General features: G+C 38.5%; 7 protein-coding genes and 1 tRNA gene. 3 read left to right on the top strand and 5 right to left on the bottom strand.

The features are described 5' to 3' along the window. Positions 1-109 precede the first annotated feature (109 nt). The 3 genes from MSBR3_RS02845 to MSBR3_RS02855 all read right to left on the bottom strand — a co-directional run bounded on the left by MSBR3_RS02845 (position 110) and on the right by MSBR3_RS02855 (position 2,178). Positions 110-853, bottom strand: a complete 744-nt coding sequence (locus MSBR3_RS02845) for a zinc ribbon domain-containing protein (protein WP_048106318.1) — start codon at positions 851-853, stop codon at positions 110-112. 672 nt (positions 854-1,525) lie between these two features. Further along, positions 1,526-1,672, bottom strand: coding sequence for a hypothetical protein (locus MSBR3_RS20580; protein ID WP_196296994.1), 147 nt, complete (start codon positions 1,670-1,672; stop codon positions 1,526-1,528). Positions 1,673-2,106: 434 nt separating this feature from the next. Next, positions 2,107-2,178 (bottom strand) — tRNA-Cys (locus tag MSBR3_RS02855). 1,089 nt (positions 2,179-3,267) lie between these two features. Between MSBR3_RS02855 and MSBR3_RS02860 the strand changes: the two genes are divergently transcribed. Further along, a complete protein-coding gene (locus tag MSBR3_RS02860) occupies positions 3,268-3,552 on the top strand; it encodes a hypothetical protein (RefSeq protein WP_048106321.1) in 285 nt (94 codons plus the stop codon). An 833-nt stretch (positions 3,553-4,385) separates the two neighbouring features. Here MSBR3_RS02860 and MSBR3_RS02865 read toward each other — a convergent pair. Further along, positions 4,386-5,843: an NAD(P)/FAD-dependent oxidoreductase gene (locus MSBR3_RS02865; protein WP_048106324.1), complete on the bottom strand. Its 1,458-nt coding sequence runs from the start codon at positions 5,841-5,843 to the stop codon at positions 4,386-4,388. 720 nt (positions 5,844-6,563) lie between these two features. On the opposite strand from MSBR3_RS02865, the gene MSBR3_RS02870 reads away from it, so the two are divergent. Both MSBR3_RS02870 and MSBR3_RS02875 read left to right on the top strand, forming a co-directional pair. Then, positions 6,564-9,461, top strand: a complete 2,898-nt coding sequence (locus tag MSBR3_RS02870; RefSeq protein WP_052723245.1) for a NosD domain-containing protein — start codon at positions 6,564-6,566, stop codon at positions 9,459-9,461. Positions 9,462-9,736: 275 nt separating this feature from the next. Beyond that, positions 9,737-12,751, top strand: a complete 3,015-nt coding sequence (locus MSBR3_RS02875; RefSeq protein WP_048106325.1) for a PKD domain-containing protein — start codon at positions 9,737-9,739, stop codon at positions 12,749-12,751. 206 nt (positions 12,752-12,957) lie between these two features. Here MSBR3_RS02875 and MSBR3_RS02880 read toward each other — a convergent pair whose 3' ends face one another. Further along, positions 12,958-15,696 carry a DEAD/DEAH box helicase gene (locus MSBR3_RS02880; RefSeq protein WP_048106326.1) on the bottom strand — a complete coding sequence of 913 codons (2,739 nt, stop codon included), beginning with the start codon at positions 15,694-15,696 and terminating at the stop codon, positions 12,958-12,960. Between the last annotated feature and the right edge of the window lie 241 nt (positions 15,697-15,937).

Here is a 15,937-nt window from a genome sequence, read left to right on the forward strand (position 1 = left end):
TAAACAGCAGTTCTCTTTTAATAAAAAACGCTTTTTAGAGCGATTTACTCTTCAAATTGCCGTACAGAAGAACTTGCTGCACTGGATTACATAGAGAGCTCAATAATTGTTAAACAATTCTGAACCTTTTACTTAGTCTGATTTCGTGGTAGCCGCAGTTTTTACATTTAAAATACCTTATTTTCTTCTTTAGAACATAGTTTAATACGTCAATATCTCTGTATTCTTCCATTGCATGCTCTTTCCCACATTCCTCGCAGGTGTCTTCTTTTAAATCATCCTGCCTTTTCTCTTGATGGTGGTCTATGTATTGAGGTTCAACTTTTATATCCTCATGCCCGCAGTTTTTACAGTGCCAGTACTGTGTCAGGGTTTTTGTATAAGTATCAATTTTGCTTTCTTCTTTTATGAGTGGAGCCTGAAACTCTTCAAAAACTAGGTGCTTCCCGCATTTCTCGCAATATGAATCCGCACAATAGTTCGTTATTGCCCTGTAATAACCAAACATATAAAGGAAAATAATTTCTGACACAATTGTTAGGAATCTCCCGGCTGATAAAAGAAAGCTTTCGGATCTTACAGAAAAATGAGCAGAGACAAACATCAAAAATAGGAATATCAGTACTGAAAGAAGAAGGAGTTTTGAGAATAATCTGGCTCTTTTTTGAATTCTTTTTACTCCAAGCTTATTTGCCAGATTAACAGCTTCTTCCCTGCTTTCAGGGCTATATCTTGGATTAAGTTTCTGAGTCATTTCCACGATATCATTTTCAGGATCTATTTTGTAGCGGATGCCTTTATAAAAAGCCTGATATGAACCTGATGGAAACCTTATTCGTTTGTCTTTTGCCAATTGATCAGCGGCCCGTTTCTGATTACATTAGCTGTTATTCGTGAGTAATTTTATATCATAAAGCATGATAAATGTTTTTCCAGCAGAGTTATGCCTCTACAGCTCGAATTCTGCAGGTCTTTTCAAAAAAGGCTTAACCGCAACCCTTTTGGAAAAAGGCTTGACCGAAAACCCCAGTAAAGTTTGGACTTGAGGAGCTTATCCCCAAACCCTATAGGCGTGATCAACCGGCGCAACGGTTGCAGCACAACGGTTGCGCTCAAGATGGTAAGCTATAGTTAAGATACTGAGCTACGTTCAAGGAAGGCAGGTTTTTTATAAATGAGCCTGTCCCAAAACCTTGAATTTGGAATAATCACTCTAATTTCTAACGTAAAAATAGTATAGATTTGGGAATAAAATTGGTTTTGGGATGAGCTCAATTAGTATCACTTTTGCTCAAACGGATCGGTTTGAAGGAACGAGACAGTTATATTGTTAGCTGTGAATTGTTTTTGAAATCAGTAGATTTTATATCCTGAGTTTCTCTTCAAGCTCACAGGAAATCGGATTTATCAGATACTTATTTCATAATTACAACACGCGATATCCTTTCCGTTCCTTTCGACCCTACTAAAAGGGACTTAAAAAACCCGTTTTAGAGTTAATTTAGAAGCCCTAGCAGCAAATAACTTATGGTTTTCTTGGGGGAACTTCGAGAATAATTTTATAAACTTTAATTATATATATCATGAGGTAAAGTAGGATGTGGGCATCTGGGAAGGTCATAAGAGACCTTTCAACTGTTTTTAATAACCCCCCAACACCCCCACTCCCCAATAACCGGATGCCCAATTTCCCTATTATCAGTTTTCTAATTCTGTTTCTGGAACACAGCCAAAGTTTCGCTTCGGCAACATGTGGTTCATTTCGGTTCAAGCCTTTTAAAAAAACTGCTTGCCCGCAAGCCTTTTTAAAAAGGCTTGAGCGAAAATCATTACTAAATCTAAAACATCATAACGGCTGCTCACAAGCCTTTTTAAAAAAGGCTTGAGCGAAAATCCATACCTAATCGAAAAACCCTAAGACATTAGAGTTTGATGAACTTATTCCAAACCCTATCCGGCGTGATAAACCGGTGCAATGGTTGCGGGTCAGCGGTTGCAGCACAACACTTCCAAGTAGATTAAAAATGAAGAAAGTTAAACGATATCAAAAACAGAGAATCAAAATTATTTACAAGGGATGGAGAGTCTATTTCAAATATTAAAAGAAGCCAAGGTCCGGATTTGAACCAGGACTGAATCGCTCTGCTGGCGATTGCGTGACCGCTCCGCCACCTTGGCAATCTGTAGAACTTTATACAGCATAGAAAATATATAAATTTTTAGGTTAGTAGGTATCAAGCATGCTGTAAGGTCTTCCCTAAAATAAGACTAAAATTAATTTCAATATTTTATTATAAGTAAGAAAAGTCCATTGACTCCTATCTTTAAAAATCTTTTCTTTTTGTTTTCTTCTTTTCAGACGGATCCAGCATTCTATTCTCTGGAAAATAGGCATTTAGTATATTTTTCTTGGGCAAACTTAAAAAATTTATAGTTTTGATATTCAAAAATTTCTTCCTTCATTTTTCTTTTTCAGACTTTTCCGGTTGTTGCTTGTTACACACGCAGTGAGGCCTTTTCTTTAATGAGTTGAAAAAGTTTCTTTAGTGCTCTTGTTATTAAACGAGCAAAAATTAACTAATTCTTTTCTGAAAGACCTTTTGTTTTTTGTTCTTTTCGGACTGGCCCGAGCTTTGCTCGGTGAAAGACAGGTTATAGACGAGGAATGCGGTTTTTTGCGGATTTTACTACATCATTTTTATTTTTGTTACATTTGGACCTAAAAAAGCTCTTTTCCTTTTAGAAAATTCTGACATTCCTAAGAAATTCACAAACGCCAGTAAGACTTCCCATCGTAGAGTCTGGATTGAGAAGGTTTTTCCGTATTTTCTATGTCTACATAAAGGAGTTTTCTCTCCTAAAATCCGTTTTTAGTAACGTTTTGTGCTCTAATTACAGGAATATTTACAGTTTCTTGATATTTTACAAATTTGTGAACTCAGAACCAGCTAATTTTTTTACAAATCCAAGATTTTCAATTGTTGTCCAGCACTAATAACTCAAAGGGAGCGTCGATAAATTTTTAATAAACCGTCTGGGGTTCTCCACGCGTTTTTAAAAGAATTTAATTTATATAACAGAGTTCTCTTTTGGTCTTGGTATAAAAGCAGAAGAAGGTTATTAGTGTTTTTAAAGGAACTTGTCATAATGCTACATTCCCACAATATTTATTTATACTTATTTAAGTAATAATAGATGCTACGGTTTTATTTTTTGGATAAATTCTATTTTAAGCCGTAACTGCAAACCAAAAGAAGGAGCCTTTTTATGGGAACTTTTAAAGGACTTGTTTATGTAAAACATGGAAGGGTCGGAAGCAAATCTGAAGGCCCGGATTACTATCTGCAGACGTGTGACGGTGAGCATCTGCTAAAATATGCGGACAGGTGCTTATGGAAACCGGATTATTATCTTGAGTTTTTCTGCCGTAAATTTGTTGAAATTAATGGAGAGTTTGATAAGGAAATAAACACAATAAATGTAAAATGTGTAAGCGAAATCTTCACGGGGCTTATCCCTCGAAATGAAGCACTGTTGACTACAAAAGTATAAATTTACTAATGTTCTTAGTTTTTTTACTTTTACTTTAATTTTTTAACTTATCTAAAAGGTATTAAACATCAATATCGAATGTTCGAGATACTTTTTATAATTTTTAGGTTCTTCAGGAAGCGACAATGTATACGGATTAATCATCCGGTTTCTCTGTGTTTTTTGATATAACTGGACTTATAATAATCGTTTCCTACTAGTTTTTATTTTAATACAATAGCATAGAATAAATTTGATAATAAACCTAAGAAAAAAACATCAAAAATAAATTTGAAGTTATATTCTTACATTAATATAATTTTAAGCCGCCTAGACTTATAGGATGTCCATTATGCTGGTAACATAACGTTAAATCAATGGACTAAAGTTTACAATATTCACTAAGATTATATCAGTAAAATAACATTATACACTAAAAATATTATATAAGATGAGCTCATGGTATAATTTGCGTTCCCGTCTATCCAAACAAAACTCCACTAGCAACATCTACTCCATAAAAATCTGCAGTATACAAGTGAAGGGATTAAAATTCAGATCCAGTAACGAGTTTCATTCCAAACCTCTTTTCAGACTAAGAAGCTAGAATTTTAATGTCTACCAATAAATCCGGGCTTTCAGATGGGAACGTAATCTTCCTTTAGATAAAGTGTTCTCTCCGTTTTTTCACTTATCATCACTTTTTTCTGTTTATCAGCTTATTCCTCTCTTTTTTCTTTAATTTCAAGCTATTCTTCTTTTTTTCCGTTAATTCCAGTTTATTCCTTTCATTTTTCTTTAATTTCAGTTATATTTTCGCTTCTACTCATTTTTAGCTTATTTTCTTGCCCCTGTCACTCTCTTGATTCTGCTTCTATTTCTTTCTCCTCTTTGACCATTTTCATTATTCCTTCAGCTGCCAAAATTCCGGTAGCAGCGGCGTTGACTATGTCCCTTGAGAGCCCTGCTCCGTCTCCGGCTGCAAAGAGGTTTTTGATGCTGGTTTCCATTTGCCTGTCGACTCTGAGGTGCATTGCATAAAACTTGACTTCAGGAGCATACAAAAGGGTCGAGTCTGAGGTGACACCTGGAATGATCTCGTTTAAGATCTCAAGACCTTCAATTATATCCATAACTATCCTGTGGGGAAGAGCCATTGAAATATCACCCGGAGTGACGTCTTTGAGCGTATTTACAACAAGGTTTTTTGCAAGACGTTCTTTTGTAGAGCGTCGTCCCCTTCTAAGGTCGCCCATCCGCTGAAGAACTGGCTTTCCTCCTCCTATCGTGGTTGCAAGTTTTGCGATTGAACGAGCATATTTTGTAGTATTTTCAATTGGCTCGGTAAGCTCGATTCGGACAAGAAAAGCGAAATTTGTGTTTTCAGATTCCGCATTTGCCAGGGAGTGGCCGTTAGTTGCGATAAAGCCCTCATATTCTTCTTTTACGACAAATCCGTGCATATTCGTACAGAAAGTCCGGACAAAGTCATCATAACGGCGGGTCTGGATATGGAACTTGGGATCGCGGTTGATTTTCGTCACAGGGTCCATAACAATTGCAGGAACTTCTACCCTTACCCCGATGTCAATCCCGCCATATCTGGCTTCGATGCTGTGTTTTTCAATCATCTCTGAAACCCAGTTGCAGCCCCGCCTTCCGGGTGACAAAAGTACATAACTGGCTCGGAGTTCTTGCCCGTCGGAAAGTATAATGCCTTTGCAGGTCTCTTCCTCAATCAGCAGATCTTTTACCTCGGTTTCAAGCAGAAAGTTCACTCCTTTGTTAACAAGGTTCTGTTTGAAGCGACCTATAACCGCAGGGGCATTATCCGAACCTATGTGCCGCTGCTTTATCTCTATAAATCTGGCTCCCACCGAGGCCGCCCTGCGTTTAAGCTCCTCTATTTCCGGGCCTTCTGTTAGCAGAGCTCCCTGTGGGGCTCCAAACTTCAAAAAGACCTCATCCACTCTTTCTACCAGTTTCCAGGCTTCGGTCTGGTCACCTGTCAAATTTGCAAGGTCACCTCCAACATCAGGCCGCAGGTTTAAGGTTCCGTCCGAAAAAGTACCACAACCCCCTACTCCGCACATAATATCGCAGGGTGTACAGTGCATGCAGTACGTCTGAGTTTTCATAGGGCAGAAGCGTTCATTTATATCCCTGCCCATGTCCACAACCAGAATTCTCAACTGCTTTAGCTCCGCAAGCTCGTAAGCTGCAAACATTCCAGCAGGCCCTGCCCCTACAATTATTATATCATAGTCTAGGTTTCTCTCCCCTTCCTTCGAAAATCTGTTTCCATCATCCATGCGTAGCACCCCTTACGATTTATTTGAACATTTAAATAATTCAAAGTTTCCAGTCTCAAGAATTTCTTTTTTCAGAAATCTTAATTTCACTAATTGAAATCTCCAGAAGTTGTTGACAATTTAAAACAAAAGTCATGGGCAATTTAAAACAAAACTTGTTCTAAGTCTCTTCTTTAAAAATCTCAAAGCCTAAATAAGGCTCATATGCGGATTCTAAATCATCTTTCACCTGATCCTTAACGTTGCAAATGTACTTCCACATTCAAATTTATTTTAAGTTCTTCTATATTTCTTAGACGTGCCCGGTAATAGGAAACCGGAAAATTCAAGCTATGAAAGACAAACAAAAGCCTGTAACATAGGTAATCTTTGAAAGCAGTTTTGTTTCCTCTGGGAATTCTTCCCCTATAATATTATAAAGTATGAAATGTCGTATAAAAAACTTCCATTTAGTCTGAATCTAGCTTGAAATACCATACCTCTGGATCAAGTACCGTAATAGATATTTTAAGAACTTAAACATATTAGAATAAGAAACTTGAGAATTCATTGCCTTTAAATCGCAAATAATCCTCTAACCTGCTTTATTTTTACTGAGAAAGCACAAAAGATTATATAATGCCTGAAATAAGTTCTTTTAATTCTTAGATCATATATCCTTTTTTGAGGACTTTAGATCTTATTAATGTGATATTTCTGGTTTAACGGGGGAAGTTACAGATGTGGGTGAATAAACTAATCGTTTTTTTATTAGTTGCTGTTTTTCTTATAACTTCGGTTCAAAATTCTGCATTTGCCAGGGAAATTGTGGTAGATGCTAATAATTCAAGTGCAGATTTCCGATCGATTCAGGAAGCAGTAAACAATTCGTCCTCAGGAGATGTAATTCTTATTTATCCAGGCTTTTATAATGAAAGCGTAGACATTGGGGTACAGAACATAAGTATCCTTTCTGAATCTGAAAATCCTGAGGATACTACTGTTCGGGCTTTTAAACTGGGTGAAAATAATATTACTGTAAGCGGGTTTAGTGTACAGGAGAGTTTGACTTTACAGGGATATATACTCCCTATTGGCTATAACAGTCATTATCCGATTGAAAATTGTACTATTAAAAGTAACATTTTGGAATCAGATATTTATGCCGATGAATGTTACAATTCCACTATTGAGAAAAATGTAATCGTTAATGGAGGCATTGGTGTATCCAGTTTTGACTATCACCCAGGTTCTAGTTTTACAGTTTCTGACAACCTAATTGTTGAGGGAAACATTAATGTTCATCAAGGACCAAACGATTGTATTTTGCTTAATAATACTCTTTTAAATGGTAGTATAAGGCTGACTGAATGCGCTGACCAGAAAGTTTTAGGTAATTATATTTCAAATAGCCCAGACTCTGGAATTAATCTCTGGGAATCTAGTGGCAGTGAGATAGAAGATAATACGATTGTGAATTGCAGTAAAGGCATCGTTATGGAATATCGCTCACAGCAGAACACAATTAATAATAACACCCTTATTGGCACTGATAGGGGAATTTCGGTTGAAGGGATATCAGGAGGAGACTTAATTTCAAATAATAAGATCTCAAGCAGCAATATAGGAATATTGTTAAGCGGTTCAAGTTTGTTTGGAGATCCTGCAGGAGAGAACTCACTTTTAAATAACACCATTTCAAACAACAATATCGGGATATTGTTCGAAGGTTATTCTTCTGATAATATAGTAACCAATAACAAGGTAGAACTAAACAGGCAATGCGGAATATACATAAACAATCTTGGATGTGGAGCGCAATATGGTGCAACTAATCAGTTCTACAACAATATGTTTAATAATACAGTCAACTTTTTTAACGACACGAGCAACTATAAAAATGATTACACGAGCATCTATACAGGCAATTCCTATACCGCAGAACCAATAGATAATGTAACCGGAGTAATCCCTATCTCCCTGAATACTACAAAAACCTCAGGTACTAACATTGTAGGTGGACCTTACCTTGGTGGCAATTACTGGGCAAAACCTGATGGAACTGGTTTTTCTCAGATCTGCGCTGATTCGGATGGGAATGGGATTGGTGACCTGCCTTACAGTATAACCGATAATGATACTGATTATTTCCCTCTTGTGTCTGCATCCAGATCACAGGAATCAATAATTCCTATTGCAAACTTCACCACCAATATCACGCATACTCTTGTCCCACTCGCAGTTCAGTTTACGGATCTTTCTCAGAATGCAGTTGCATGGAGCTGGGATTTCGACAGTAATGGAATACCGGATTCCATAAACCAGAATCCAATTCATACGTATACAGCGCTGGGAACCTATATTATCAATTTAACAGTAAGCAACGGAAAAGAGATATCTTCGAAAAGTTTAAAAATGAATGTTCAGGAAGCTAAAGTTCCTCCCGTAGCAGATTTTAGTACTAATGTGACTGGCGGACGGGTTTCTCTTTCTGTCAAATTTACAGACTTTTCAAAAAATGCAACAGCAGTAATATGGGATTTCAACAACGATGGAATTCCTGACTCTACCGAAAGGAATCCGGTTTATGTATATACTTATCCTGGAAACTATACTGTTAATCTGACAGTAAACAATACAAAAGGTATGGACTCAAAATCATCTACGGTAACAGTATCTCCTGCGCAGCGTCTGAAAGGTAAACTTGTCCTAACGGAATATCAGATTACTACCAGTAAATCAGATGAGACGCAACCTGCAATTTATGAAGACAGAATAGTGTGGCAAAGTAACAATCATAATGATAATTATACTCTACACCTATACAACATATCCACGTCTTCTGAAACTCAAATTGCTAGCAGCAACATTTCTGAGTTTTGCCCCGTTATATATAATGACAGGGTTGTATTGCGTGAATACGGGAAGATATACCTGCTCAATCTCTCAACTTCTACCAAAACGCTGGTCTCAAATCAATTGGGAATATATCTTGCTATTTATGGTGATAAGATTGTCTGGCAGGGTGAATGTAATGGAATCTGTGTATATATGTATGATATCTCCAGCTCAAAGCAAATTCGGTTAACAGATAACAGATCAATCTCATATCTGCCTGCGATCCACGAGAACAGAATAGTGTGGGAGAGTCGCTTAAATATCAATGAATCTTCTAAAATCTTTATGTATGATCTCTCGACTGAAAGGGTAACTCAGGTAATTACGGATAAATCCAATCAGGAGCGTCCTGCAGTCTATGGAGACAGGATTGTCTGGGAAGATTATCGCAACGGAAACCTGAATATCTACATGTACGATCTATCTACTGCTAAGGAGATCCAGATAACCACTAGTGGATCGTCACATGACCCTGCGATTTACGGAGATAGAATAGTATGGCAGGATGATCGCAATGATAAGGAATACATAGAGAACTCAGATATCTACATGTACGATCTTTCCACTAAAAAGGAAACCCAAATTACCACTAGTGGATTAGCAAGCTCTCCAGTTATTTATGGGGACAAGATAGTGTGGGAGGATAGACGCAATGGAAAGGCCGATATCTATATGTGCATTATCTCAGAACAAGGGAAAGGATCACCTGATGCAGGTTTTTCTGCATCTCCCGTTTCTTGAAGCTCGCTGTTAATAGTTAAAGTCAAAGGTATACTGAACAAACTTTTAACGTTATTTCCTTTTATTAATGCAAAGAACAAGAAATGAAAACCATTAAAACTCTAAATTAACTACTTTTAACTATTTAAACATAAAATAATTTATCAACCCTCTGCATTTTCCTCGAAGAAAAGATTAGGATTATATAAAGCTCCTGAGATAAGGCCTATTAATTCTTAAACAGCTGAATTTTAGGGGTTTGGTTTAATATTTCTGGTTTAACGGGGGAAGTATAGGTGTGGGTAAATAAATTAATCGTTTTTTTATCAGTTGTTGTTTTTCTTATAACTTCGGTTCAAAATTCTGCATTCGCCAGGGAAATTGTGGTAGATGCTAATAGTTCAAGTGCAGATTTCCGATCGATTCAGGAAGCAGTAAACAATTCGTCCTCAGGAGATACAGTTATCGTCATGCCTGGGACATATAACGAAAATATAATTGTTAACGTTACCTCGCTGACTATCAGGTCGAAATCGAAAAACCCTGAGATACTGGTAAAATCTCCAGAAGAAAACAAAAGCATTTTCCTTATAACAGCTAATAATGTAACTCTGAGCGGCTTCAATATAACAGGAGCTAAGGGAAATTATACTTACTATCCATCTGGGATTTGCCTTAAGAATGCTAAAAACTGCGAAATTACAGGTAATACTCTATTTGAAAACTATCTGGGAGTGTGCCTTGTTAACGCCGACTATAATAAAGTTTCGAAGAACTTCCTTTTCAACAGTTCTATTTCTCTGAATGAAGACAGTAATATGAATAATCTGAGAGACAATGCGCTTGAAGAAGGGTCCATTTCTCTGTCATACTCCAGTTATAACACAATCTCAGAAAACTCTCTCTTCAATGGTTCTATTTCTATGGGTGAAAGCAGCAGGAACAACCTGACAAACAATATCATTGAAAAAGGCTCTATTCATCTGGCAGTATGGTGCTCGCTTAACCTGATATATAAAAATAAGATCTCAAACGGCTGGGGTATAAGTATTGCCTGTTGCGGGGGAGGAGATGAAATATCTGATAACATAATTTTGAATAGCTCTCACGGGGTCAGTACATATGATCATGGGATAGATATTAGAAATAATACGATCATGGATTGCTTTAACGGGATAGATATTTCTCAGTCGCCTTCCAGAATTCATAATAATACAATCCTGAACTGCAGCACTGGAATTGCTGTGATGGACTCTAGTACTGATATATCAAATAACATAATAGTCTCCAGTACAGAATGCGGGCTCTCTATTCCAGACCGGGAGTTTGATGAACGAGTCTATAATAACTATTTTAACAACACTATAAACGTAAGGCTGGGAAATCATAGTGAATATACCTGGAATAATTCACGTATCTCAGGCACTAATATTGTAGGCGGGCCATATTTGGGCGGTAACTATTGGGCAAACCCGAATGGAACCGGTTTTTCGGAAGCCTGTACGGATTCAGATGGAGATTGGATTTGCGATTCGCCTTACAATGTTAATGGAAGTAATGGAAGTGATTTTGATTTTCTTCCTCTCGCATCAATATCCAGGACACAAAGTCCACCTGTTGCAAACTTCAGTACCAATATCACACAGGGGCTTGCCCCTCTTTCAGTCCAGTTTACAGATTTTTCACAATATGTACTTTTATGGAACTGGGATTTTGACAATGACGGGATCTCAGACGCTGCGGAAAAAGACCCGGTTTACGAGTATAAAGCTCCAGGAAATTATATTGTTAATCTGACAGTAAGCAACGTAAACGGTAAAGCATCAAAAACTCAGGAGATTACCGCACAGGAGGCTAAGAGTCTTCCAGTAGCCAATTTCAGTGTCAATTCTACGAAAGGCCAGGCTCCTCTTACTGTCACTTTTACAGATCTTTCGCAAAACGTAGCAAAAAGAATGTGGGACTTTAACAATGATGGAGTTACCGATTCTACAAACAAAACTGCGGTTTATATCTATACTTTTCCGGGAACTTATATTGTTAACCTGAACGTAATCAATTCAAATGGAACTTCCTCAAAGTTATTTCCAATAACAGCATCTCCTGTACAGCGTGTAGATGGGCAACTTATCCTCACTGAACATCAGGTAACTACCAATGGACTAAACCCGGGCGGGATTGCTATTTATAAGGACAGAATTGTGTGGTCGGACGATCGCAATGGAAATCCTGATATATATATGTATGATTTCTCCACTTCCAGGGAAACTCAAATAACCACCAGCGAATCATATGACTTTTCTCCCGACATCTGTGATGATAGAATTGTATGGACTGATCTTCGTAATGGAAATGGAGAAATTTACATGTACAATCTTTCTACTAAAAAGGAAACTCGGATCACTACTAATGGGTCCGCCTCGAATCCTAAAATTTACGAAGACAAGATAATCTGGGTAGATTACCGCAATGGTGATGTTAAAAACTTCTCGAACCCCGATATCTATATGTACGATCTCTCTACTCATAATGAAACTCAAATTACCAGTAGTATATCAGATGATTTAACTCCTGATATATATGGAGACAAGATAGTGTGGTGTGCTAAGCGTCATGAGTCTGAAAACTCAGATATCTACATGTACGATCTTGCCACTTTAAAGGAAACAAAGATAACCACCAATGAATCACGATATATGCATCCTGTAATCTATGGTGATAGGATCATCTGGGAAGATTACCTTAATGGAAAAATCAGTATATGCATGTATAACCTCTCCACTTCTATAGAAACCCAGACTGCTACCAATCAAACAGACCATGCTTGGCCTGCTATTTATGAGGATAGAGTCGTGTGGGCAGATTATCGTAATGATCATACAGCCATCTATATGTATGATCTTTCCACTCAGAAGGAGACCAAGATAACCACTAATGGATTATCATCTGCAGAGTCTGCTATTTATGGAGACAAGATTGCGTGGACAGGCAACATCAATGGAAATTTCGAGATCTACATATGCATTATTTCAGAGGAAGGACAGAGCCCAAAACTACCTGTTGCAGATTTTTCCGCATTTCCTACTTCTGGAATGGCTCCGCTAAAAGTATTGTTTACCGACAATAGCACAGGTGGACCGACTTCCTGGATCTGGGACTTTGGAGACGGTATTAATTCAAAACATGCTTTAAACGCAACTCATACATTTACTGAACCAGGAAAGTATAATATAAGCCTTATAGTAACGAATGGAAATGGCAGTAGCACTAAACTCATATCTGAGTACATTACAGTCTTCAAAAAAGAATGAACATCTTCAAAAGAGAACTGATTATCTGGAAAATAAATAGAGACGAAAATATAACTGGCTACAGAATTTGCTTGAATGTGGCGAAAGAGTTTGTTGAAAGGTTTTGTCTTGTCAGATTTAATTGGTATCTCCTATTACCCTTTCGCCTTCAATTTCTGGCGTTTTCCATTATTTCAGTATAAAAGTAATTGTTCTGTTCCCTTTTTTCAGTTCACTTTTCTGATAATCAGTTTCTTAACAATCTTTTTTTCATTTTTTTCGTTATCAGTTTCGCTTCCTTCTTTTTCTGAAACTTCAATCCAGAGCTGGAAGCTATAATCATTACCTGCTCCAAGGTCTCTAATGTAGATTTCAAGGGGTTTCTCCCTTGTAAGTTCTTTTTTTCTTCGGAATTTCTGGTGAAAAGTTTTTGCTGCAGCCTTTTCGGGGGTAGGAGCAGAGATTACTCCGATCATTCCTCCGTTTTCGTCCGTGGCAATAAAGGTTTTTTCTTTTTTCTCCTGCGCTGCTGGAGCTTCCTGTTTTATGGTTTCCCGCCTGAGCTGGCGCCTGACTCTGCTCAGAGCATCTTCTGTGCTCTTTTTTTCGGGAGCTGGTCTGGAAGCTCGGACTTCGGAGAGGTGCTTTTCTTTTCTCTCAGGCGGAATATAAGGAGCTTTTCCAAGGAGTTCGTGAAGAAGCATAATTGCAGCATGTTTATCCAGGGGTTCGTTATTGTTACCGCACTTTGGTGACTGAATACAGCTTGGACAGCCGCTTTCGCATGGGCAGCTTTCTATTGCTTTTAAAGTGCCATCAAGCACCTCTTCTATAAGGTCGTAACCTTTTTCGGCATATCCAACTCCTCCCCTATGCCCGTCATAAATGAATATCCCGCTTTTGCCTCCGAGGTCAGGATGAGACGGTGTGGAAATTCCACCTACATCGTTCCTGTCCACAAGCAGGTGAAGAGGATACATTGAAATCATTGCGTGCTCGATTGCATGGATCCCACCTGCAAAATCCAGCTTGTGTTCTGTTACCAGTTCTTGCAGCCTGTCAGGAAGCTTAAGCCATAGAGCCATTGTCTGAAGGCTTACCTGAGGCATATCAAGGGAGTGAGCGCTCATTACATCATTGCTCTGGGTCTGGATTTTCCTGTACCCTATAACTCTGTCAGTTACTTCGACTTCTCCAAGCCCGACTTCGACTTCCGATGCATGCAAAAGCAGCTTTACCGCATAGGTTTCCTGCACAAGCACGGACGAGTCGATCATGGGTTTCGTATAATAGGTATCATGCGTTTTTAAGGCATGGATTTCTTTCTTTTCATGGTCGATTCTGTTTATGTAATATGATTCTCCCCTGTGTATATAAACCGCCCCTGGATGGCACTCCCTGAATGCGAGGGTTTCCTCAATGTCTTTTTCTATAGGGAAGCGCTTTTCTTCCTCAAAAACAAGGAGAGAGTAAGTATTATTATCTATTCCCCGAAGTGAAACGTGTTTGTACGGAAACGGGTCCGTAGAATACTTCAGATCGTCACCTGCAAGCAGGCCTTCGGCTTCCAGAAGTTCCACAACTCTTGGATACCCTTTACCGAAAAAATTCTCATCGGACGCCCGTAGAGGAATCTCTTTTGCGGCACAGAGCAGGTGCCCTGCAAGGATATATGGATTTTTGGGGTTGAGCACTGCATTTTCATTGCTTCTTGCAAAAAAATCGACAGGGTTTCTCATGTAGTACTGGTCAAGAGCATTTGTGCCTGCAACAAGGATAACAAGACTTTCTTTTCCACTCCTGCCTGCCCTGCCTGCCTGCTGTCTGGTATTCATTACCGTTCCTGGGTAACCATCCAGAATACAGGCATCGAGCCCTCCTATATCTATCCCCAGTTCGAGCGCATTTGTAGAAATAACCCCTCTAAGTTCCCCTGAATTCATTTTCTTTTCGATTTCTTCTCTTTCCCTGTCAAAATAGCCGCTCCTGTACGAGCAGATTGCAGGAGAGAAATTTCTGCTTCTTAATATCTCCTTGCAACTCTTATACATCCTCTCAACTCCCTGCCTGGATCGGGTAAAGGCCAGTGTCTGAAAGCCTGCCTGCACAGCCTTAGAAAAAAGCGAGGAAGCTTCGGAAAAACTGCTTCTCCTTAGTGTACAACCCTTATTATTCAGATAAAGTGGTGGATTCCAGAAAACGAATTGCTGGCTGCCCTGTAAAGAACCGTTGTTCTCAACAACCGAAGCTTTTCTCCCGATAAGAGTTTCAGTATGATCGTCCGGATTTCCGATTGTTGCGGAACAGCAGATGAACTGTGGAGAAGCTCCATAATACTTAGCTACGCGCAAAAGTCGCCTGAGCAGGTTTGCCATGTTACTGCCTATAACTCCCCTGTAGTAATGGCTTTCATCAACGACTATGAACCTGAGGTTTGAGAAAAAGCGCTTCCAGAGATGATGCCAGGCAAGAAAACTCATGTGAATCATTTCAGGGTTTGTTAAAACCACATTAGTTTGCCCTTCTCTTACCTTCCTTTTCTCGACCTCTGAAAGGGCGCCTGTATAACGGGCTATACCCGCACCTGATTTCAGTGCCTTTTCTAATTCCAGAAAAGACTTTAACTGGTCATTTACAAGTGCGTTTAAAGGAGATATATAAAGGGCAGTTGCTTCGGGTTCATTGAGAATAGTTTCAAAAACAGGAACCATGTAAGTAAGGGACTTTCCGCTTGCTGTAGTCGTGCAGAGTACAATATCCTTTCCTTCCCGAATTTTTTCTATAGCTTCTGCCTGGTGCACATACAGATCTTCGATTCCTATGCCTGAAAGAGCTGCTTTTACCTGCTGTTTAAGGGGAAGAGGAGAATACAGAGCTTCCCTTGCAGGGATTTTTTCATTATGAACGATCTGGTTTTCATAGCGACTGGAAGCTTTTATCTGATTTAAAAAGTGAGTAATGTCCATTTTTCGGCACCGTTTTATCCGGGAAATGTTATTTTTATAGTATTTTTCTTTTTTGTTTCCGTGTTTTCAGTTGTTTCTGTGTTTTTAGTTGTTTCTGTGTTTTTAGTTGTTTCTGTGTTTTTAGTTGTTTCTGTGTTTTTAGTTGTTTCTGTGTTTTTAGTTGTTTCTGTGTTTTTAGTTGTTTCTGTGTTTTCAGTTGTTTCTGTGTTTTCAGTTGTTTCTGTGTTTTCAGAGTTGTTTC

This window comes from Methanosarcina barkeri 3 (assembly GCF_000970305.1).
GTDB lineage: Archaea > Halobacteriota > Methanosarcinia > Methanosarcinales > Methanosarcinaceae > Methanosarcina > Methanosarcina barkeri_A.

Coding starts and splice junctions, on each gene's coding strand:
- MSBR3_RS02860 (WP_048106321.1), top strand. CDS start 3,268: ATGGGAACTTTTAAAGGACTTGTTTATGTAAAACATGGAAGGGTCGGA.
- MSBR3_RS02865 (WP_048106324.1), bottom strand. CDS start 5,843: ATGGATGATGGAAACAGATTTTCGAAGGAAGGGGAGAGAAACCTAGAC.
- MSBR3_RS02870 (WP_052723245.1), top strand. CDS start 6,564: ATGTGGGTGAATAAACTAATCGTTTTTTTATTAGTTGCTGTTTTTCTT.
- MSBR3_RS02880 (WP_048106326.1), bottom strand. CDS start 15,696: ATGGACATTACTCACTTTTTAAATCAGATAAAAGCTTCCAGTCGCTAT.